Source organism: Amycolatopsis sp. NPDC004169 (assembly GCF_040610315.1).
Lineage (GTDB): Bacteria > Actinomycetota > Actinomycetes > Mycobacteriales > Pseudonocardiaceae > Amycolatopsis.
The window spans coordinates 78,551-98,561 of record NZ_JBEXMD010000010.1; the positions used below are offsets into that span (position 1 = coordinate 78,551).

A 20,011-nucleotide genomic window follows, 5' to 3' on the forward strand; every position below is an offset into this window, starting at 1 on the left:
GAACCGGGGCGCCGACCGCGGCAGTGAGCCGGTGACGGGAGACTTCTCCCGGCACCGGCTCACCGTCGTATCAGGGCCATCGGGAGTCGGGAAGTCGAGCGTGGTGGGCGAGCTGCGGAAGCTGGAGCCCGACGTCTGGTTCAGCGTTTCGGTCACCACGCGCAAGCCGCGTCCCGGCGAAGTCGACGGGGCGCACTACCACTTCGTCGACCGCGCGGAGTTCGACGCGATGGTCGCCGACGGCAGGCTGCTGGAGTGGGCCGAGTTCGCCGGCAACTGCTACGGCACCCCGCGCGAGCCGGTCGAGAAGGCCCTCGCCGAGGGCCGCCCGGCCGTCCTGGAGATCGAGCTGCAGGGCGCCCGCCAGGTCCGCGCGGCCATGCCGGAGGCCCGGCTGGTGATGCTGATGCCGCCGTCGTGGGAGGAACTGGTCGGCAGGCTCACCGGGCGCGGCACCGAGAACGAGGCCGCCGTGCAGGCCCGGCTGGCCGAAGCGGAGCGCGAGCTGGCGGCGGCCGGGGAGTTCGACCACCGCGTCGTCAACGCCGACGTGCGGGAGGCCGCCGAGCACTTGCTAAACTTGATTACTGATCAGTCTGCCGAAGATTCGGAGCATCACGCGTGACCACCCAGGTAGCCCTGACCGAAGAGCTCGAAGGCATCACCAACCCGCCGATCGACGACCTGCTCGAGAAGGTCAGCTCGAAGTACGCGCTGGTGATCTACTCGGCCAAGCGCGCCCGCCAGATCAACGACTACTACGCCCAGCTGGGCGAGGGGCTGCTGGAGTACGTCGGCCCGCTCGTCGAGCCGGGCCCGCGCGAGAAGCCGCTCTCGATCGCGCTGCGCGAGATCCACGGCGGCCTGCTCGAGCACACCGAGGGTGAGTAAACCCCGCGTCGTCCTGGGCGTGGGCGGCGGCATCGCCGCCTACAAGGCCTGTGAGGTGCTGCGCGGGCTGACCGAATCCGGTCACGACGTCCGCGTGGTCCCCACCGAAGCCGCGCTGAACTTCGTCGGTGCGGCCACCTTCGAAGCCCTCTCCGGGCACCCGGTGCATACGGGCGTGTTCACCGAGGTGCCGGAGGTCCAGCACGTCCGCGTCGGCAAGGAAGCCGATCTCGTCCTGGTCGTCCCGGCCACGGCGAACCTGCTCGCCAAGGCCGCCCACGGCCTCGCCGACGACCTGCTGACGAACACCCTGCTCACCGCCCGGTGCCCGATCGCCTTCTTCCCGGCGATGCACACGGAGATGTGGGAGCACCCCGCGACCCGCGACAACGTCGCCCTGCTGCGCTCCCGCGGCATGGTCGTCACCGAGCCCGACTCGGGCCGGCTGACGGGTGCCGACACCGGCAAGGGGCGCCTGGCGAACCCGGCCGAGATCGTCGACCTGGCGAAGCTGCTGCTGGCCCGGCCCGACGCCCTCCCGCGCGACCTCGAAGGCGTCCGCGTGGTGATCTCGGCCGGCGGCACCCGCGAGCCCCTCGACCCGGTGCGCTACCTGGGCAACCGCTCGTCCGGCAAGCAGGGCTACGCGCTGGCCCGCGTCGCCGCCCAGCGCGGCGCCGACGTCACCCTGGTCGCCGCGCACACGGTCGCGCTGCCGGATCCGGCGGGCGCGGTCGTCGAGCACGTCTCGACGGCCGAACAGCTGCGGCAGGCGGTGCACGCCGCGGCCCGCTCCGCGGACGTCGTCGTGATGGCCGCCGCGGTCGCCGACTTCCGGCCGGCGAACCGGGCCGAGCACAAGATCAAGAAGTCCGACGACCAGCCGGACCCGGTGATCACCCTCGACCGCAACGCCGACATCCTCGCGGAATTGGTGCAAAACCGGCGGCCGGGACAGGTCGTCGTGGGATTCGCCGCGGAAACCGGCGACGAACACGGCAGCGTGCTCGAGCACGCCCGCGCGAAACTGAAGCGCAAAGGCGCGGATCTGCTGGTCGTCAACGCCGTCGGCGACGGCAAGGCGTTCGGCACCGAGGACAATTCGGGCTGGCTCCTAGGGGCCGATGCCACGGAAAAACCCCTACCTCTCGCGCAGAAGGCTGAACTGGCGTCCACGGTGTGGGACGCTGTTGTGAGCTTCATGAAGCGTTGACCGTCCCCCGAGCGATAGTCAGTACGCTTGCACAGGTAAGGGGTGCCTAACTTTCGGGGCATCCGACGACAAGGTGAGGAAGTGACGGCCACCGTGACCGCGTCTAGCAGCAGATTGTTCACCTCGGAGTCGGTGACCGAAGGGCACCCAGACAAGATTTGCGACGCCATCAGCGACTCGATCCTCGACGGCCTGCTGTCGAAGGACCCCCGCAGCCGCGTCGCCGTCGAGACCCTGATCACCACCGGCCAGGTGCACGTGGCCGGCGAGGTGACCACCGAGGCCTACGCCGACATCCCGACGATCGTCCGCGACGTCATCCTCAAGATCGGCTACGACTCCTCCGCCAAGGGCTTCGACGGCAACTCCTGCGGCGTCAACGTGGCGATCGGCTCGCAGTCGCCCGACATCGCCCAGGGCGTCGACACCGCGTACGAGTCGCGGGTCGAGTCGGACGAGGACGAGATCAACCGCCAGGGCGCCGGCGACCAGGGCCTGATGTTCGGCTACGCCTGCTCGGACACCCCCGAGCTGATGCCGCTGCCGATCGCGCTGGCCCACCGGCTGTCGAAGCGGCTGACCGCGGTCCGCAAGGACGGCGTGCTGCCGTACCTGCGCCCGGACGGCAAGACCCAGGTGACCATCGAGTACGCCGGCGACCAGCCGGTCCGCCTCGACACGGTGGTGGTCTCGTCGCAGCACGCCGACGGCATCGACCTCGAGCGGATGCTCAGCGTCGACGTCAAGGAGCACGTCGTCGGCCCCGAGCTCGCGGAGCTGGGCATCGACACGTCGAACGCGCGCCTGCTGGTCAACCCGACCGGCCGGTTCGTCATCGGCGGCCCGATGGGCGACGCGGGCCTGACCGGCCGCAAGATCATCGTCGACACCTACGGCGGCATGGCCCGCCACGGCGGTGGCGCGTTCTCCGGCAAGGACCCGTCCAAGGTCGACCGTTCGGCCGCGTACGCGATGCGCTGGGTGGCCAAGAACGTCGTCGCCGCGGGCCTGGCCCAGCGGACCGAGGTCCAGGTGGCGTACGCGATCGGCAAGGCGGCCCCGGTCGGCCTGTTCGTCGAGACGTTCGGCACCGAGACGGTCGACCCGTCGAAGATCCAGCAGGCCATCACCGAGGTCTTCGACCTCCGGCCGGCGGCGATCATCCGCGACCTCGAGCTGCTGCGCCCGATCTACGCCCCGACGGCGGCGTACGGCCACTTCGGCCGCCCGGAGCTGAACCTCCCCTGGGAGAGCACGGCCCGCGCCGAGGCCCTCAAGGCCGCGGCCGGCGCCTGACGCACGATCCGGTGAAGGCCACCCCGCGGTTCGCCCGGGGTGGCCTTCCTCGTGTGCCCGGGAATTTCGCGTGATGCCTCGCCAATCACGTGTGATGCCCCGGCAATCACGGGTGATGCCCCTCGGGGCACGCGAGCTGCCTCTCCGGTCCGGCTGTCGGTGGGGTCTGGTAGAGATCACGGCGTGAGCAGTTCCGAGCCCGCCGCCCTCTGGGAGCTCCCGGAGACGCCGCCTTCGCCGAAGGCGGCCCCCTCGCGTGCCCGGAAGAAGCCGGGGGAGAAGCCGAAGGGGGCGCAGTCGCCCGCGGCCGAGCGGCCCGTCGCGCGGGTCGTCGTCGACATCCCGCTGGCCCACCTGGACCGCACCTTCGACTACCTCGTGCCGGAGAAGCTGCACGAGACCGCCGTGCCGGGCTGCCGGGTCCGCGTCCGGTTCGCCGGGCAGCTGGTCGACGGCTACCTGGTCGAGCGCGGCGAAACCAGCGACTACGGCAGCAAGCTGGCCTTCCTCGACCGCGTGACGTCGCCGGAGGCGGTGCTGCCGCCGTCGCTGCACGCGGTGTGCCGCGCGGTCGCGGACCGCTACGGCGGCACGCTGTCCGACGTCCTGCGGCTGGCGATCCCGCCGCGGCACGCCAAGGCCGAAGGCGAGCCGCCGCTGCCGCCCGCGGCCGTCCCGGAGCCGCCGGACACCGCGGCCTGGGCGCGCTACCAGCGTGGCCCGGCGTTCCTGGAGGCCCTCGCCGAGGCCAAGCCCGCGAACGCCGTCTGGCAGGCCCTGCCGGGCGAGGACTGGCCCCGCCGGCTCGCCGAGGCCGCGGGCGCGGTGGCCGCCGCCGGGCGCGGCGCGGTGCTGGTGGTGCCGGACCACCGCGACCTGACCCGGGTGCACGCGGCCTGCGCGGCGGTCGTCGGCGAGGACGCCGTGGTGGCGCTGATCGCCGGCCTCGGGCCCGCCGAGCGGTACCGGCGCTGGCTGGCCGTGCTGCGCGGCGCGGTCCGGGTGGTTGTCGGCACCCGGGCGGCGATGTTCGCGCCGGTCCACGACCCTGGCCTGTTCGTGGTCTGGGACGACGGCGACGACCTGCACCTCGACCAGCACGCGCCGTACCCGCACGTGCGCGACGTCCTGATGGACCGGGCGCACGCCGCGAAGGCGTCGCTGCTGGTCGGCGGGTTCGCCAGGACGGCGGAAGCCCAGCTGCTCGTCGAGTCCGGCTGGGCCGCGCCGGTGCTCGCGGACCGCGCGACCCTGCGCTCGGCCGCCCCGCGCGTGACGCCGGTGGGCGAGGACTTCGACGTCGCCCGCGACGAGGCCGCCCGGGTCGCCCGCCTGCCGGCGGTGGCGTTCGAAGCGGCCCGCCAGGCGTTCGCGGCGGACCTCCCGGCGCTGGTCCAGGTACCGCGGCGCGGGTACGTCCCCGGCCTGGCCTGCGGCAACTGCCGGACCCCCGCGCACTGCCGCCGCTGCGCGGGGCCGCTGGCCCTGCCCGGCGGCTCGCTCGACGGGCAGCCGAAGCCACCGGCGTGCCGCTGGTGCGGCGTCCCGGAAACGGCGTTCCGCTGCACGGCGTGCGGCTCGGTCCGGCTGCGCGCGGTGATCGTCGGCGCGAAGCGGACGGCGGAGGAGCTCGGCCGCGCGTTCCCCGGCGTCCCGGTCCGCACGTCGGGGGCGGCGGAGGTGCTGGAATCGGTGCCGGGCAAACCGGCACTGGTGGTGTGCACGCCGGGAGCGGAACCGGTGGCGGAGGGCGGCTACGGCGCGGCCCTGTTGCTGGACGGCTGGGCGTTGCTGGGCCGCCAGGACCTCCGTGCGGGCGAAGAGGCGTTGCGCCGCTGGATGGCGGCGGCGGCCCTGGTCCGCCCGGCGGCCGCCGGCGGCCGCGTGATCGTCGGCGCCGAGGCCGGCCTGGCGGTGGTCCAGGCCCTGGTCCGCTGGGACCCGGCCTGGCACGCGGGCCAGGAGCTGGCGGAGCGCCGCGAGCTGGGCTTCCCGCCGGCGATGCGGATGGCGAGCGTGGAGGGCAGCCCGGACGCGGTGGCCGCCCTGCTGGAGGACCTGCCGCTGCCACCGTCGGGCGAGGTACTGGGCCCGGTCCCGATCGGCGAGGTCGACGAAGAGGGCAACGCGGACCGCGAGCGGGCACTGGTGCGCGTGTCGCGCGCGGAGGGCAAGGCACTGGCCGCGTCGATCCACGCGGCGGCGGCCCGCCGGGACGCCCGGAAGGCCACCGAACCGATCCGCATCCAGCTGGACCCGCTGGACCTCATCTAGGCCGTGATGCCCCTCCGATCACAGGTGATGCCCCTCCGATCACGCGAGATGCCCTTTGCCGCACAACGGTTCGCGGGCGGAACTCCGCATTCGCGTGACCGGGCGCGCATCTCACGTGGCCGGAGGGGAATCTCGCGTGATCAGAAGGGCATCACGCGTAAGGGCATCAGCGGGGGAGAACCGTGCCCGGGAGGGATTCCATTGCGGCGCGCGGGGATTCCGCGGGGTGCGGCGGGGCGGCCGGAGCCCGCACCCCCTCGGCGGCGGCCGTCACCAGCGAGACCACCTCGCCCGCGATCGCCTGCCGCCGGGCCTCGAAGTCGTTGTCCGTCAACGCTTCCGGAGCTGCCGGCTGGCCCAGCACCGGGGTGTGCAGGTGACCGCCCGGCAGGGTCGTCAGGCCGAGGCCGAGACGCAGCCGATTGCTGCGGTACATCGATTCGTTGGACAGGTAGTTCCCGCCACCGCCCGAAGCCGCGATTTCCCCGGGTGCCGGGGCGTCCGATCGGCACACCGGTGTCCCGGCGCCCGGGTGCGACGCGTCCGGCCACACGCAGAACGCCTGGTTGAAATTGACCGGGTAGGCGCCCGTCACCTCGAGCATCCGCGAATACGGCAACGTCGTCTCGATGAACTGGACGTCCGGCTGCGGCCAGCCCGCCGCCGGCGGGACGCCGCCCGTCACCGAGGCGTTGTTGTTGTCCGGGAAACCGCCGCGCCAGGCACCGGCCCAGCGCTCGATGTCGAACCGCCCCGGACGGCCCTGGCTGATCGTCATGATCACGTCCGGCCGCCGGGCGCGGTCGCGCAACGCCTCGCCGTACGCCGCTTCGACGATGCCTTCGTCGAAATAGCCCCACACCACCGGGAAGTTCACCGCCTGCACCACCGCCGGGCCCGATGGCGTGTCCAGGACGCGCCCGTCCAGCTGCAGGGCGGACGCCCCGGCCGGGTTGGAGATCCGGACGCCGGTGCCGTCGAGCTGGAACGGGTCGAAGCCGCTCACCATGACCCGCCGCGGCTTCCCGAGCGGGAACCGGACGTCGTCGAGGCCGCGCGAACCCCGGTCGAACGCCGTGAGCAGCGCGCCGCGGTCCGGCAGCGCGAACGACGGCCGCCACTGCCGGATCGCGCTGCTCAGCTGCAGCCGCGCCCAGTACAGCGGCCGGTCGTCGAACCGGTCGAGTGTCCCCAGATCCGGACGGCGGCCTTGGGCGCGGTCGACGGCCGTCCGCCACAGCCGGTCACCGGCCTGCGTGACGACGCGTCCGGCGCGACGCGGGGTCCGGGCGGCGCAGAGGTCGCGTTTCACCTCGGCGACGAGCGGGTCGAGCCCGGCCAGCCGGACGAGCTCCGGGCCGACGGCGGGGCCGCCGGCCGGAAGGGAAGCGGTCAGGCGCTGTTCCTCGACGGTCAGCGCGGCGGCGGGGTCGAAGCACCCGGGCGCGGCCGCGCCACCCCGGGGAAGGCGAACAGCGGAACGGCGGCGAGCAGGGGGAGCAGAGCGGACAGGCGCACGGGATTCCCTCCACGTCGTGGGCGACGCGGCCGAGTCTTCCGCCGCCCGCGTCACCCGCGGAACCCGCATAAGTCGGGAAGCCTTCAAAGGGCGGCACTCGCCGTGGCTTCGGCCGGAAGCCGCAGCCACCAGTTCGCGCGGGCCCGGACGCCGGGAGCGTGCGCCCGCAGGAGCCGCAGCCCGTCGCAGTCACCTTTCATCCCGACCGCGTAGAGCACGGCTCGCTGAGTGCTCCCGCCGGCCGGGTGCGCGGTGAGCACGTGGTGCCAGCGCCGCAGGTCCGTCCGCCCTGGGAGGTGGGCCAGCGCCACGGCCGCCGCGTCCCGCACCGTGCCCCGCTGCAGCAGGCTCTCGACGACCGGGCGGTGCCGAAGCTCGCCGAGGCTGCCCAGCAGGTCCACGAGCACGCTGTGGGTCGCCGAGCCGCTCCGCAAATGGCCGCCGGTCAGCGTCGACGAGAGGGTGTCGGCGAGAAGCCCGCGAAACGGCGACGCGTGCAGGACGTTGACGGTGAGGATGCGCAGGTCGCTGTCGGTGCTGGCCAGCGCCTGACGGAGGATCCGCGGGCCGAGCAGATCGTGTTCGTGACGCCGGATCTGTGCTCGGGTCAAGGCGGCGTGCAACTGGCCGAAGGCAGCTTCCCCGGTTCTGTCCAGGGGCGCCGAACGCGCGCTCGTGCGGTGCCGGAACAACGCCGCGAGGAGGTCCGAAGCCGCTTCCCGGACCGGCGGCGAGGTCGACACGCCGGCGCACAGCTCCCGGGAGATCGCTTCAAGACGGCGAACCAGGTCGGCTGCACCGGGCGGCCGGGCCGCCCACGCCAGGAGCGCGCCGAGCTGCTCGGCGTCGTTGCGAGGTTTGCACAGCAGGCGGAGGAGGCGGCGGGAGGCCGCGGGTGCCGGATTCGCCGCGAGCAAGGCGATCGGGTCGATGATCAGCTGGCAGGCCGGTTCGGTGACGAATTCTTCGGTCGCCGCGACGAGTGCGGCGCCTCCTTCCGGGTGCTGGTGCACTCGCTGCAGTGCGGGAAGCCGGAGCAGATATCTCCAGCCGACGGAAAGGCACATCTCGGTGAGCAGGCGGTGGACGAGCGTGTCCCACACCGGCCGGGCGAGTTTGCGTCGCGGCTGGGTCACCGAAACCGTCAGGTCCGCCCATTCCGCCGCGGAGACAGGATCGCGGCCGACGCATTTCTCGAGGATTTCGCCGCACCGCGGCGCGGTCCGGCGACCCGTGGGCCGCTCCCGGCGAAGGGCGGTGACCACGGCCACCAGCTCTCCCGGCAGCAGCTCGAAGAGCCGCTCGTACTGGCGCAGGGCCGGCGTCGGCACGGTGGCGCGGGAGTTCTCCCAGCGGGAAACGGTGGCGTTGTCCACGGGCGGGGTCCGGAGCAAGGTTGCCAGCTGCCGGATGGTCAGGAGGTCGTCATGGCCGTACAGGCGCCACATCTTGAGCAGCCAGGCCGCGAGCTGACCCGGTTCGACCCGCGGCCAGGGATCGGTTTCCCGGTTTTCGCCGAGCGAGGTCCGTCGTCCGCGCGGAGCCGGTGGCATGGCTCGATTTTGACGTTCCGGGCCGGCCGGGAACGCCGCCGATCGGGTGCACCGGTTTCGCAGCAAAACGTTCGAGGGCGATGCTTGCGCCGTACGGTCGGTTTCCTGCCGGGAGAAGGGAAATCCGAACATGGCGGACGGTGTGGTGAGCGGGCGTTTCTATCGCTGCAGGTTCTCCAAGGACTGGTTCACCTCGCAGGCCGGCCACGAGGTGGTCTTCGTCCTGATTTCGCAGGTCAACAAGAGCGTGCAGGAAGCGCTGGTGGCTGGCACGGTCAAGAAGACGCTGAGCGGTTACGCGCCGGATCTCGACCGTGTCTACGTCGTTCCCTGGGACAGGCTTGATGATTTCGATCAGCCCGTCAAGAAAGGGCAGCTTGGCAAAGCAAGGAAAGACCTGGAAAAGAAGCTCAAGAATGCGAAGTGAGTGGGTGGGAGCACGCGAGGCGTGCTCCCATCCCCTGAAGTCAGCCGGTCGCCAGCACCTTCAGGCGCGTGATGTCCGCGCTGAACGTGTCCTGGTCGATCGGCGAGGAGCTGTACTGCCAGAACGTGTAGAAGCCCCAGTTGTACGGCAGTGTCCCCACCGACGACGCGTAGCGCGCCACCCACAGCGGGTTCGTCGAGCTGAAGTCGCCCGTGTTGCCGGTGCACTGGCTCCACCAGCTCGTCGCCGTGTAGATCACCGGCCAGCGGGTCGTCTTCGCGTGGTACTCGTCGCTGAATGCCTTGATCCACGCCACCATCTGGGACGCCGTCTTGCCGTAGCAGGCGTTGTTCGGGCCCCATTCGATGTCGAGCGTGCCCGGCAGCGTCTTGCCGTCCTTCGACCAGCCGCCGCCGTGGGCGACGAAGTAGTCCGCCTGCGCCGCGCCGCCCGAGAGGTCCGGGCGGCCGTAGTGGTACGCGCCGCGGATCATGCCGACGTTGTACGACCCGGTGTACTGCTGGCTGAAGTACGCGTTCTGGTAGCCGGTGCCCTCGGTCGCCTTGACGTAGGCGAACTTCTTGCCCGCGCTCCAGTACGACGCCCAGTTGACGTTGCCCTGGTAAGAGCTCACGTCGATGCCGGGGACGCTCGAGTTCACCGCCGCCGGCGCCAGCCCGGCCGGGGCCACTCCGTCGTGGGCGCGGATCGAGGCACCCATCTCGTGGTTGCCGGTCTCCGGCACGGCGCCGGCGGTGCCGGCGGTCACCACCAGCAGGGCGGTCGAGACCGTGAGCGCGGCGCCGAGCAGGCGGTGCCGGATCCGTCTTGGTGCAGTCATCTTCGGTTGTTCCTTCCGGTTGCCCTCGCGATGCGCGGTGTGCAGGCCGCGCCGCACGATTGTGTTACAGCGAGAACCGGAACGTCACTGCTCCATGTGATTTAATTTCCCGAACCCCTGAATCATGTGAAAAGCTGACAATAGGGGTGTATCGGCCCCCTTGGCGTCTTGTAGCGGGGCGAGGCACGAGGCAGACTCGCCCGCATGCCCGCGCACTGGAGCCGCACCACGCTCGTCCTGGCCGTCGCCGCCGCGCTCACCGCCGGTGCCGCCGTGCCCGCCACCGCCGCCACACCCACGCCGAAGTCGCCGGTCGCCGTCGGCTTCGGGGGTGCCGTGGCCAGCATCGACGCCGATGCCACCGCGATCGGCACGCAGGTCCTGCGCGACGGCGGGAACGCCGTCGACGCGGCCGTCGCGGTCGCCGCCGCGCTCGGCGTCACCGACCCGTTCTCCGCCGGGATCGGCGGCGGCGGGTTCTTCGTCTACTACGACGCCAAGACCCACCGCGTGCACACCCTGGACGGCCGCGAGACCGCGCCGAAGACCGCCGCCGAGAACCTGTTCCTCGAGAACGGCAAGCCGCTCCCGTTCGCCGACGCCGTCACCAGCGGTTTGAGCGTCGGTGTTCCCGGCACGCCCGCGACCTGGGCCGAAGCGCTGCGCAAGTGGGGCACGCGGTCGCTGGCGAAGTCGCTGAAGCCCGCGGAGAAGCTCGCGCGCGACGGCTTCGTCGTCGACCAGACGTTCCAGACGCAGATCGCGAACAACGCGGCGCGCTTCTCGGCGTTCCCGTCGACGCGCTCGCTGTACCTGCCGGGCGGCGCGCCCCCGGTGCCGGGGACGGTGTTCCGGAACCCCGACCTGGCGGGCACGTACGCGCAGCTGGAGCGCAACGGCGTCGACGCCCTGTACCGCGGCCCGATCGGCGCGGACATCGCCAAGACGGTGCAGAAGCCGCCGGTCGACCCGGCGTCGACGCTGAACGTCCGGCCCGGGAAGCTGACCACCGGCGACCTCGCCGCCTACCGCGCCATCGAGCGCGACCCGACCCACGCGCGGTACGAGGGCCTCGACGTCTACGGCATGCCGGCACCGTCGTCGGGCGGGCTGACGGTCGGCGAAGCGCTCAACATCCTCGAGAACTTCGACCTGAAGCACGTTTCGAAGGCCGACTACCTGCAGTACTTCCTGGAGTCGACCCGCTTCGCCTTCGCCGACCGCAACCGCTGGATCGGCGACCCGGCGTTCGTCGACGTCCCGGCGCGCGAGCTGCTGAGCCAGCGGTTCGCCGACTCCCGGGCGTGCCTGATCTCGAAGGACAAGGCGGCGACCAGCCCGGTCGCCCCGGCCGACCCCCGCCACCCGGCGCCGTGCGCTGCCGGTTCCGCGGCGGCGCCGACTCCGTACGAGGGTGAGAACACCACGCACCTGACGGTGGCGGACAAGTGGGGCAACGTCGTCGCCTACACGCTGACGATCGAGCAGGAGGGTGGCAGCGGCATCGTCGTGCCGGGCCGCGGGTTCCTGCTGAACAACGAGCTGACGGACTTCTCGTTCACGCCGGTGACGCCGGGAGTGCCGGACCCGAACCTGCCGGGCCCGGGCAAGCGCCCGCGCTCGTCGATGGCCCCGACGATCGTCCTCGACCACGGCCGCCCGTTCTTCGCGACGGGGTCGCCGGGCGGGGCGTCGATCATCACGACGGTGCTGCAGGTGCTCCTCGGCCGCCTCGACCGCGGGTTGACCTTGGAGAACGCGATCGCGGCCCCGCGGGCATCGCAGCGCAACTCGGCGGCGGCGCAGGTGGAGCAGGCGTTCTTGGACCAGCCGGAGACGGCGGAGCTGAAGGCTCGCGGCCAGGGGTTCTCCACGGCGCCGGCGGAGATCGGAGCGGCGACGGGAGTGGAGCGGCTGCGCGACGGCCGCTGGCTGGCGGCGGCCGAGCCGGTGCGGCGGGGTCAGGGCGCGGCGCAGGTGGTTTGGCCGGCGAACTGGTAGGTGGGCGGCTTGGCCCGCCTTGCCTGGTGTGAGGCGGGCCGGCCGCTCGGACTGTCGCTGACCTGGCCGCGGCTTCCGCCCGCCCGCCTGGCGGGCTGAGCCGCTCGGGTCGGCCCCGGGGGCGCCCCCCGGGTCCAGCGTATCGAGCGCCGCCGACAAAAAGCCGGGAAAGCCCCCGCTGACGGCCGGGTTGTCCACATCGCGATCAAGTCGTGGACAACCCGCCCGAGCTGCCGACCGGCACATCGGGGCACTGGCGCGCCCCGTCGAGGCGGGCCTTCTAGACTCGGCCACGATGTTCCAGCCACCTGAAACCCCGCTTCCGCCGGGGGAGGCCCGATGAAGCTCGTCTTCGCCGGCACTCCCGATCCGGCGGTCCCCGCCCTGCGTGCCCTGCTCGATTCCGGGCGGCACGAGGTCGTCGCCGTCGTCACGCGGCCCGATGCGCAGGCCGGGCGTGGCCGCCGCGTCGTGCGGTCGCCCGTCGGTGCCCTTGCCGATGCACACGGCATCGAGGTCCTCACCCCCGCGCGCGCCGGTGACCCCGCCTTCCTCGCGCGGCTGACCGAGCTCGCGCCGGATGCCTGCCCGGTCGTCGCCTACGGGGCGCTGCTGCCGCAGGCCGCCCTCGACATCCCGCGGCTCGGCTGGGTGAACCTGCACTTCTCGCTGCTGCCCGCGTGGCGGGGCGCCGCGCCCGTGCAGGCCGCGATCCGCGCCGGCGACGAGATCACCGGCGCCTCCACCTTCCGGATCGTCAAGGAACTCGACGCCGGCCCGGTCTTCGGCGTCGTCACCGAGGCGATCGGGGCCACCGACACCGCCGGCGCGCTGCTCGGGCGGCTCGCGGAATCCGGCGCCAAGCTGCTGCTGTCCACCATGGACGGTCTGGCCGACGGCAGCCTCGTCGCGCGCGAGCAGCCCGCCGAAGGCGTCAGCTACGCGCCGAAGGTGACCGTCGACGACGCGCGGGTGTCCTTCGCCGACCCCGCCTCCGCCGTCGACCGGCAGATCCGGTCGGTCAGCCCGGACCCGGGCGCCTGGGCGGAGTTCCGCGGGGAACGCTTCAAGCTCGGCCCGGTCACGGTGCTCGACGAACCCGGCCCGCCGCCGGGCGAGATCGTGGTCGAGCGCAAACGGGTGCTGGTCGGAACGGCGACCAAGCCGCTGCGGCTCGGCGAAGTCCAGGCACCCGGCAAGAAACGGATGGCGGCCACCGACTGGGCGCGCGGTACGAGGATCGACCAGGGAGAGCGCCTCCGGTGAACGACCACAGGGAACGACGCCCGTCACGGCCGCAGCGGGGCCGTCCGGCACCGCGCAAGGAAGGGCCGCGCCGCCCGCCGGAGGTCGATCCGGCCCGGCAGGCCGCGTTCGACGTCCTCGCCGCCGTCCGGACGAAGGACGCCTACGCCAACCTCGTCCTGCCGGACCTGCTGCGCGAGCGGCGGATCACCGGCCGGGACGCGGCGCTGGCCACAGAACTCGCGTACGGCACGTCGCGGGCGCAAGGCCTGCTCGACGCGATCATCGAGTCCTGCGCCGAGCGCCCGCTCAAGCAGACCGACCCGGCGGTGCTCGACGCGCTGCGCCTCGGCGTCTACCAGCTGCTGCGCACGCGCATCCCCGAGCACGCCGCCGTGACGTCCACAGTGGACCTCGTGCGCGCGGAAGCCGGTTCGTGGGCGACGGGTTTCGCGAACGCCATCCTGCGCAAGGTGTCCGAAAAGGACGAAGCGGCGTGGCTCGACGAGCTGGCGCCGGACGAGGCGGCCGACCCGATCGGCGCCTACGCGCTGCGGACCGCGCACCCGCGCTGGATCGCCCGCTCGTTCGCCGAAGCGCTGGGTGACAAGGGCGCCGTCCTCAAGGCCGCGCTGGAAGCCGACGACGCGCGCCCCGAGGTGCACCTGGTCGCCCGTCCGGGCGAGATCAGCGCGGACGAGCTCGCCGCGATCACCGGCGGCGACCCGGCGCCGTACTCGCCCTACGGCGTGCGCCTGCCCGCCGGCGCCGGCGACCCGGCCGACGCCGAGCCGGTCCGCGAGCGGCTGGCCGCGGTCCAGGACGAGGGCAGCCAGCTCTGCGCGATCGCCGCGACGAAGGTGCCGCTCGAGGGCACCGACGAGCGCTGGCTCGACCTGTGCGCCGGCCCCGGCGGCAAGGCGGCGCTGCTCGGCGCGCTGGCCGCGTTGAGCGGGGCGACCGTCGACGCGGTCGAGAAGGCGCCGCACCGCGCGAAGCTCGTCGAGAAGGCCACGAGCGGGTTGCCGGTGAAGGTGCGTGTCGCCGACGGGCGCGAGAGCGGCCTGGAGCCGGGGTACGACCGGATCCTCGTCGACGCGCCGTGCAGCGGCCTCGGCGCGCTGCGGCGGCGGCCGGAAGCGCGCTGGCGCCGTCAGCCGTCCGACGTCGCGGACCTGACGAAGCTGCAGGGCGAGCTGATCGCCGCGGCCTACGAGCTGCTGCGGCCGGGTGGCGTGCTGACGTACGTCGTGTGCTCGCCGCACCTGGCGGAGACCGAGGGCGTGTTCGCGGAATCGGCGCGGCGGCTGAAGGCCGAAGTGCTGGACGCGCGCGAGTTCTTCCCCGGCGTCCCGGAGCTCGGCGACGGGCCGTACGTCCAGCTGTGGCCGCACCGCCACGGCACGGACGCGATGTTCTGCGCCGTGCTCCGCAAACCGTGAGGGACCTCGGGCTGGTGGCCAGCTCGTGCGGCGGGCTGGACGCCCGGTTCGCCGCCGAGCTGGCCCGCCCGGCGGCCGAACGCGGCTGGCGCCCGGCGATCACGCTGACGCCGGCCGCGCACCGCTGGCTCGACGCGACCGGCGGACTCGCCGAGGTGGCCGCCTGCACGGACCTGCCGGTCCGCAGCGTGTCCCGGCTGCCCGGCGAGCCGCGGCCGCACCCGGACCCGGACGTGTTCCTGTTCGCGCCGGCGTCGGCGAACTCGGTCGCCAAGCTCGCCCTCGGCATCGCGGACAACCAGGCGTTGACGGTGCTCGGTGACGTGCTGGGCGCGCCGGGGATCACCGTGGTGGTGGCGTACCAGATCCACGACACCCGTACGCACCACCCGGCGTGGCAGCGCCACCTCGACACGCTCGCGGGCGCCGGGGTGACGCTGCACCGCCTCGACGTCCGGCGGCCGTGGACCGAGGTCCTGGACCTGCTGCCGTGAGGCGCGATTGCGCCGGCTGGGCTTCACCCGGGAGCGCGCTGAATCGGCGCCACGCCCGCGGGGGCGCCCCCCGTCTTCCACGCTACCGGCCACCACCGACAATTTCGGGCCGCCGGCCTACGAACAGACCGCCGCATCCACAGCCGCGATCAGATGCTCGCTCGTGTCGGCCAAGGTCGGGTTCTCGTTCAGCACCACCGTTGCCCTCCGGTCCTTCGGGCCCACCCCCGCGAAGTTCGTGAAGCCGATGATGCCGCCTTCGTGCCCCCACACCACTCCGCACGACAGCGGGATGCTGCCCAGACCCAAGCCGTAGCCCGCGCCCGGGAGGCCGAGGTCCGCCGGGACCGTGCGGCGCATCTCCGCCAGCTCGGCCGGGCGCAGGAGCCGGCCGCCCAGCAGCGCTCCGTAGAACCTGTCCAGGTCCGCCGGGGTCGTGACCAGGCCACCCGCCGCCCCGGCGATCGTGGCGTCGAAGTCGCTGAAGTCCACCAGCTTCCCGTTCACCGGCAGGTAGCCCACCGCGTGCGGGGACGGCAGCTTTTCGTCGCCGCGGCGGGGGAGGTACGTGTCGCGCAGGCCCAGCGGGCGGGTGATGCGGCGGGTGATCTCCGCGTCCAGTGCGTGGCCGGTCACGCGTTCCACGAGCATCCCGGCCACGATGTAGTTCGTGTTCGAGTACGACCAGCGAGCCCCCGGCGGGAACAGCGCCGGGTGCGCCAGCGCCAGCGCCACCAGCTCGGCCGGCTCGGCGCCGCGGTGGCGCAGGGCCTCCGGGTCGGTCAGGTCGAGCGCGTCCGTGTAGTTGTACAGCCCGCTCGTGTGCTGCAGCACCTGCCGGACGGTGATCCGCCCGTCCGGCAGCAGCCCCGGCAGGTAGCGCGAAACCGGCGCGTCCAGGCGGACCCGGCCCTCGGCCACGAGCTGCAGCACGACCGTCGCCACGAACGTCTTGGTGACGCTGCCCGCGCGGAACGATCCGTTGCGCGGGAACGGTTTCCCGGTGGCGACGTCGCCCACGCCGCTGCGGGTGACCTGGGTGCGCCTGCCGTCCTGGACCACCGCCGCCGCCCCCGGTACGCCGTCCTGGGCGGTCAGCACGTCCAGTTTCGCCTGGACCGGGCTCACGGCCGCGAGCGCCGGTGCCGCGGTGGTGGCGGCGAGCAGCGCGACGAGCGTGCCCGCGGTGACCGCCCGCAATGACTTCCGCATGGAAAACCCCCTGGTGTCTCGGTGTTTCCCCACGCTAGGGGGACCGGGCACCAGGGGGTATGGGGTGCACCACCGGGACGGCCCGGGGGTGCACCCCACCACTCAGCGCAGCTTCAGCGCCCGCTTCAGGGTGCCGAACAGGTCGGTCTGGTTGGTCAGGCCGACGATGTTCGCCGCCTGCGGGCCCATGCCCGCGATGCGGACCTGGGTGCCGGTGTGCGACTGCGAGCCGCCCGCCTCCGCCGTGCCGTAGGCCAGGGTCATGTTCGCGCCCTCGTTGGTGACGAGCGTCGCGGTCAGGCCCGGGGTGGCGGTGGGTTCGACGATCTGGCTGCTGTGGCCGTGGTCGGCGGTCACCAGCACCAGGGTGTCGGGGTGGCTGCGGGCGAACGCCTCGCCGGCCGCGATGGCCGCGTCGAAGTCGACCGTCTCGCCGATCTGGCCGCACGGGTCGGCCGCGTGGTCCTGCTTGTCGATGCTGGCGCCCTCGACCTGCAGGAAGAAGCCCTTGTCGCTGCGGCGGTCGTCCAGCAGCTCGAGGGCCTTGCGGGTCTGGTCGGCCAGCTTCGGCTGGGTCGCGGGCACCTTCGCGTTCGGCGTGCAGCGGGACGGCGCGGTGCCGCCGTGCACGGCCGCCGGGCCGGTCCAGTTCACCGGCAGGTTGCCGTCGGCGAACAGGCCGAGGACCGGCTTGCCCTTCTTCGCCGCGGCCAGGTCGGCCGCGGTGTTCACGACGGTGTAGCCGGCCGCCTTGGCCTGGTCCAGGACGGTCTTGCCCTGGAACTTGCCGGCCGTCACGGTCTGGTTGAAGTACTTCGCGCCGCCGCCCAGCAGGACGTCGGGACGGGTCTGAACCAGCTGCTCGGCGATCGAGCCGTTGCCGCCGTTCTCCTTGGCGTTCTTCGCGCACTTCGCGGTCGTCTCGACCGGGCCCTTGCAGTCGCGGCTGACCACGTGCGAGCCGAGCACGGCCGGGGTCGCGTCCTGGACCTCGGCGGTGGTGACGTCGCCCGTGCGCAGGCCGTTGCGCTTGGCGATCTCCAGGATCGTCGGGACATCGTTGCCGTAGGCGTCGACGGAGATGGCGCCGTTGTAGGTCTTGGTGCCGGTGGCCCAGCCGGTGCCGGACGCGGCCGAGTCGGTCACGTACTCGGGCTTGGCCGGGTTGTTCTTCTCGACGGCGTACGTGGTGTAGTCGCCGGTGAGCGGCAGCTCGTCCATGGCGAGCCGGCCGGCGGCGCCGCGCTCGTAGTTGCGGGCGGAGGTGATCTCCGACTGGCCCATGCCATCGCCGATGAACAGGATGACGTTGCGGGCGTGGCCGCCCTGGATCGCGGCGCGGACGTCGGCGGTGCGATCACCGGTGCCGGCGGACGACCGCGCGTCGGCGTTGTCGGAACCGTTGGTGGCCAGTGCGACCGGGGCGGCGGCGACCAGCGCGGCGCCGAGCGCGCCCGCGACCAGCCACCGGCGGCGGCCGGCGAACAGCGAAGCCATGTTTCTCCTCATTCGCGAACTTCGGGGACCTCGGGGGTTACGGCCCGGATTTCGGACACGGGCTATTAGTCCTCCCGCATGTGTGCCGCGGAGGGACTGAAGGTGACCGCCGGGTGGCCGCTGGCCGAACTCACGGCTTCCCGGGGGTGATCGGGAGCACGTCGGTTATTGACCGGCGAGGTGCCCCGGCTTGACGACCCCGGCCTCGTACGCGATGACCACGGCCTGGCTGCGGTTTCCGGCGCCGAGCTTGGTGAAGACGTTGCCGACGTGGGTCTTCACCGTCTCGAGGCTGATCACCAGCGCCGCCGCGATGTCCTGGTTGGACAGTCCGGTGGCGATGAGCCGCAGCACCTCGGCCTCGCGGCGGGTCAGCGTTTTCGCCGCCCGCGCGTGCTTGCCGCCCGCGACCCGGCCGCTCACCAGCCGCCGGATCGCCTCCGGGAACAGCAGCGACTCGCCCGCCGCGACCGTCCGCACGGCGTGCGCGATCTCCTCCTTGCGCGCCCGCTTGAGCAGGAACCCGCTGGCCCCGGCCAGCAGTGCCTCGTGCACGTAGTCGTCGTTGTCGAACGTGGTGACGACCAGGATCTTCGGCGGGTCCGCCAGCGCCCCGAGCACCCGGCGGGTGGCCTCGATGCCGTCCACGCCGGGCATCCGCACGTCCATCAGCACCACGTCCGGCCGCGTCCGCCGCACGGCGTCGAGGACCTCGCCCCCGTCGGCCGCCTCGCCGACCACCGGCAGGCCCTGCTGCTCCAGCAGCGCCCGCAGCCCGGTGCGGACCAGCGGCTCGTCGTCGGCGAGCAGCACCGACGGCGTCACACGCCCGCCCGCAGCGGGATGGTCGCGCGCAGCCGCCACTGCTGCCCGTCCGGGCCGGCGTCGAGCTCGCCGCGCAGGGCCTCGACGCGCTCGGCGAGCCCGGCCAGCCCGCGCCGCCCGGTCCGCGGCCCGTCGCCGGGCAGCGCGTTGACGACGGCGATACCGAGGTGCTCCGGCCCGGCCTCGACCCGGACCTCGACCGCGCCCGGACCGGCGTGGCGCAACGCGTTGGTCAGGCCCTCCTGGACGATCCGGTAGCCCTCCCGCGACACCGTCGCGGGCAGCGCGGCGACCGGGCCGGTGACGGCCAGCCGGACGTCGAGCCCGGCTTCGCGGGCGCGCACGGCGAGGACGTCGACTTCGGCCAGCGTGCGCGTCGGCGCCTTCGCGGCCGGCTCGTCGCGCAGCAGCCCCAGGACGTGGTCGAGGTCCTCCAGCGCGGTCCGGGACGCCTCTTCGATCGTGCCGAGCGCGCGCCGGACCTGCGCGGGATCGACCTCGACCAGGTCGGCCGCGGCCGCCGCCTGGATGGTCGACGTCGTCAGCGTGTGCCCGATCGAGTCGTGCAGCTCGCGGGCCAGCCGGTTGCGCTGGGCGAGCACGGCCGATCGGCGTTCGGCCTGCGCCGCGCGTTCGGTGTCCGACGGGCCGAGCAGCGCCTCCGCGCCGGTCCGGAACCCGCGGGTGGCGCCCGCGGTGAGCACCAGCGCCGCGAAGAGCAGCACGACGCCGAAGGGGACCGTCCACCCGCCGAGCGGGACGTCGTCCCAGAACAGGCTGATGGTGTCCTGGCCGCCGGTCAGCCAGACCGCGGGCACCAGCAGGCCCAGGCCGAGGAAGGCGAGCACGGTGAGCAGGATGCCGCTCAACGCCGTGTGCAGGGCGAGCCACAGTCCCGAACGCAGCCGCGAACCGGCGTCGGGTCGCCCGTCCGGGGCCGGGACGGCCGTGCCGAGCAGGGTGTTCGCCAGGCCGATGCCGAGCCGCCGGACCGGCCCCAGCAGGCCCAGCAGCCCCATCAGCACCGCCATGGCGAGCAGGGCGAGCAGAGCCCGCACGCGGGAATCGGCTTCGACGGAGACCGCCGCGGCGAAGGCGAACGGGGAGATCGGCAGCGTGAGGACGGCACACGCGACGGCGTACGGCAGGCTGCGGTAGCTGCCGATCCGCGCCAGGGACGCCAGGAATCCGGACATGCGGTCGAGGTTAGGGCGACCCGGTGCACCGTGACCTCCCTCTCCGGAGCCAGATCCTGGTCACAACCGGTTAGCGACCGTTAGC

At 73.0% G+C, this 20,011-nt stretch carries 17 protein-coding genes; 10 read left to right on the top strand and 7 right to left on the bottom strand.

Annotated features, from left to right (window positions below; all coding sequences use genetic code 11):
• Nucleotides 1-31 precede the first annotated feature (31 nt).
• The 5 genes from gmk (at nucleotide 32) to ABZX11_RS16040 (ending at nucleotide 5,674) form a co-directional block, all read left to right on the top strand.
• Complete coding sequence (gene gmk, locus ABZX11_RS16020; protein WP_254897254.1) at nucleotides 32-625, top strand: guanylate kinase; 594 nt, start codon at nucleotides 32-34, stop codon at nucleotides 623-625.
• Nucleotides 622-891, top strand: coding sequence for a DNA-directed RNA polymerase subunit omega (gene rpoZ, locus ABZX11_RS16025; RefSeq protein ID WP_013224624.1), 270 nt, complete (start codon nucleotides 622-624; stop codon nucleotides 889-891). The genes gmk and rpoZ overlap by 4 nt, the downstream gene beginning before the upstream one ends.
• Nucleotides 884-2,104 carry a bifunctional phosphopantothenoylcysteine decarboxylase/phosphopantothenate--cysteine ligase CoaBC gene (gene coaBC, locus ABZX11_RS16030; protein ID WP_176176236.1) on the top strand — a complete coding sequence of 407 codons (1,221 nt, stop codon included), beginning with the start codon at nucleotides 884-886 and terminating at the stop codon, nucleotides 2,102-2,104. Before rpoZ ends, coaBC begins: the two co-directional genes overlap by 8 nt.
• A gap of 93 nt (nucleotides 2,105-2,197) precedes the next feature.
• Nucleotides 2,198-3,400, top strand: a complete 1,203-nt coding sequence (metK, locus tag ABZX11_RS16035; protein WP_176178286.1) for a methionine adenosyltransferase — start codon at nucleotides 2,198-2,200, stop codon at nucleotides 3,398-3,400.
• Between the two features lie 183 nt (nucleotides 3,401-3,583).
• A complete protein-coding gene (locus tag ABZX11_RS16040) occupies nucleotides 3,584-5,674 on the top strand; it encodes a primosomal protein N' (protein WP_176176237.1) in 2,091 nt (696 codons plus the stop codon).
• Nucleotides 5,675-5,840: 166 nt separating this feature from the next.
• On the opposite strand, the gene ABZX11_RS16045 is transcribed toward ABZX11_RS16040, so the two are convergent.
• Nucleotides 5,841-7,247 (bottom strand): hypothetical protein, encoded by a 1,407-nt coding sequence (locus ABZX11_RS16045; RefSeq protein WP_354913609.1) that lies wholly within the window; start codon nucleotides 7,245-7,247, stop codon nucleotides 5,841-5,843.
• A gap of 29 nt (nucleotides 7,248-7,276) precedes the next feature.
• Nucleotides 7,277-8,746 carry a hypothetical protein gene (locus tag ABZX11_RS16050; protein ID WP_354913611.1) on the bottom strand — a complete coding sequence of 490 codons (1,470 nt, stop codon included), beginning with the start codon at nucleotides 8,744-8,746 and terminating at the stop codon, nucleotides 7,277-7,279.
• A gap of 130 nt (nucleotides 8,747-8,876) precedes the next feature.
• Between ABZX11_RS16050 and ABZX11_RS16055 the strand changes: the two genes are divergently transcribed.
• Complete coding sequence (locus tag ABZX11_RS16055) at nucleotides 8,877-9,173, top strand: hypothetical protein (protein WP_354913613.1); 297 nt, start codon at nucleotides 8,877-8,879, stop codon at nucleotides 9,171-9,173.
• Between the two features lie 40 nt (nucleotides 9,174-9,213).
• On the opposite strand, the gene ABZX11_RS16060 is transcribed toward ABZX11_RS16055, so the two are convergent.
• Nucleotides 9,214-10,014: a lysozyme gene (locus tag ABZX11_RS16060; protein WP_354913615.1), complete on the bottom strand. Its 801-nt coding sequence runs from the start codon at nucleotides 10,012-10,014 to the stop codon at nucleotides 9,214-9,216.
• Between the two features lie 204 nt (nucleotides 10,015-10,218).
• Between ABZX11_RS16060 and ggt the strand changes: the two genes are divergently transcribed.
• From ggt to ABZX11_RS16080, 4 genes are all read left to right on the top strand, one after another.
• The gene (ggt, locus tag ABZX11_RS16065; RefSeq protein ID WP_354913617.1) at nucleotides 10,219-12,015 is read left to right on the top strand and encodes a gamma-glutamyltransferase; all 1,797 of its coding nucleotides are present in this window, start codon (nucleotides 10,219-10,221) and stop codon (nucleotides 12,013-12,015) included.
• Between the two features lie 339 nt (nucleotides 12,016-12,354).
• The gene (gene fmt / locus ABZX11_RS16070) at nucleotides 12,355-13,281 is read left to right on the top strand and encodes a methionyl-tRNA formyltransferase (RefSeq protein ID WP_176176244.1); all 927 of its coding nucleotides are present in this window, start codon (nucleotides 12,355-12,357) and stop codon (nucleotides 13,279-13,281) included.
• Nucleotides 13,278-14,702 carry a transcription antitermination factor NusB gene (locus tag ABZX11_RS16075; protein WP_176176245.1) on the top strand — a complete coding sequence of 475 codons (1,425 nt, stop codon included), beginning with the start codon at nucleotides 13,278-13,280 and terminating at the stop codon, nucleotides 14,700-14,702. The genes fmt and ABZX11_RS16075 overlap by 4 nt, the downstream gene beginning before the upstream one ends.
• Nucleotides 14,699-15,196 carry a flavoprotein gene (locus ABZX11_RS16080; RefSeq protein WP_176176246.1) on the top strand — a complete coding sequence of 166 codons (498 nt, stop codon included), beginning with the start codon at nucleotides 14,699-14,701 and terminating at the stop codon, nucleotides 15,194-15,196. Before ABZX11_RS16075 ends, ABZX11_RS16080 begins: the two co-directional genes overlap by 4 nt.
• Nucleotides 15,197-15,313: 117 nt before the next feature.
• Here ABZX11_RS16080 and ABZX11_RS16085 read toward each other — a convergent pair whose 3' ends face one another.
• From ABZX11_RS16085 to ABZX11_RS16100, 4 genes are all read right to left on the bottom strand, one after another.
• Nucleotides 15,314-16,408, bottom strand: coding sequence for a serine hydrolase domain-containing protein (locus tag ABZX11_RS16085; RefSeq protein WP_254897255.1), 1,095 nt, complete (start codon nucleotides 16,406-16,408; stop codon nucleotides 15,314-15,316).
• 102 nt (nucleotides 16,409-16,510) lie between these two features.
• Nucleotides 16,511-17,905, bottom strand: coding sequence for an alkaline phosphatase (gene phoA / locus ABZX11_RS16090; RefSeq protein WP_354913620.1), 1,395 nt, complete (start codon nucleotides 17,903-17,905; stop codon nucleotides 16,511-16,513).
• A gap of 165 nt (nucleotides 17,906-18,070) precedes the next feature.
• Nucleotides 18,071-18,730 (bottom strand): response regulator transcription factor, encoded by a 660-nt coding sequence (locus tag ABZX11_RS16095; protein ID WP_176176248.1) that lies wholly within the window; start codon nucleotides 18,728-18,730, stop codon nucleotides 18,071-18,073.
• Nucleotides 18,727-19,926, bottom strand: coding sequence for a histidine kinase (locus ABZX11_RS16100; protein ID WP_176176249.1), 1,200 nt, complete (start codon nucleotides 19,924-19,926; stop codon nucleotides 18,727-18,729). Before ABZX11_RS16100 ends, ABZX11_RS16095 begins: the two co-directional genes overlap by 4 nt.
• Nucleotides 19,927-20,011: the final 85 nt, after the last annotated feature.

Bases quoted from the DNA above. Each gene is read 5' to 3' on its own strand.
- ABZX11_RS16055 (WP_354913613.1), top strand. From the start codon at position 8,877: ATGGCGGACGGTGTGGTGAGCGGGCGTTTCTATCGCTGCAGGTTCTCC.
- fmt (WP_176176244.1), top strand. From the start codon at position 12,355: ATGAAGCTCGTCTTCGCCGGCACTCCCGATCCGGCGGTCCCCGCCCTG.
- ABZX11_RS16085 (WP_254897255.1), bottom strand. From the start codon at position 16,408: ATGCGGAAGTCATTGCGGGCGGTCACCGCGGGCACGCTCGTCGCGCTG.
- ABZX11_RS16100 (WP_176176249.1), bottom strand. From the start codon at position 19,926: ATGTCCGGATTCCTGGCGTCCCTGGCGCGGATCGGCAGCTACCGCAGC.
- ggt (WP_354913617.1), top strand. From the start codon at position 10,219: ATGCCCGCGCACTGGAGCCGCACCACGCTCGTCCTGGCCGTCGCCGCC.
- ABZX11_RS16060 (WP_354913615.1), bottom strand. From the start codon at position 10,014: ATGACTGCACCAAGACGGATCCGGCACCGCCTGCTCGGCGCCGCGCTC.
- ABZX11_RS16050 (WP_354913611.1), bottom strand. From the start codon at position 8,746: ATGCCACCGGCTCCGCGCGGACGACGGACCTCGCTCGGCGAAAACCGG.
- phoA (WP_354913620.1), bottom strand. From the start codon at position 17,905: ATGGCTTCGCTGTTCGCCGGCCGCCGCCGGTGGCTGGTCGCGGGCGCG.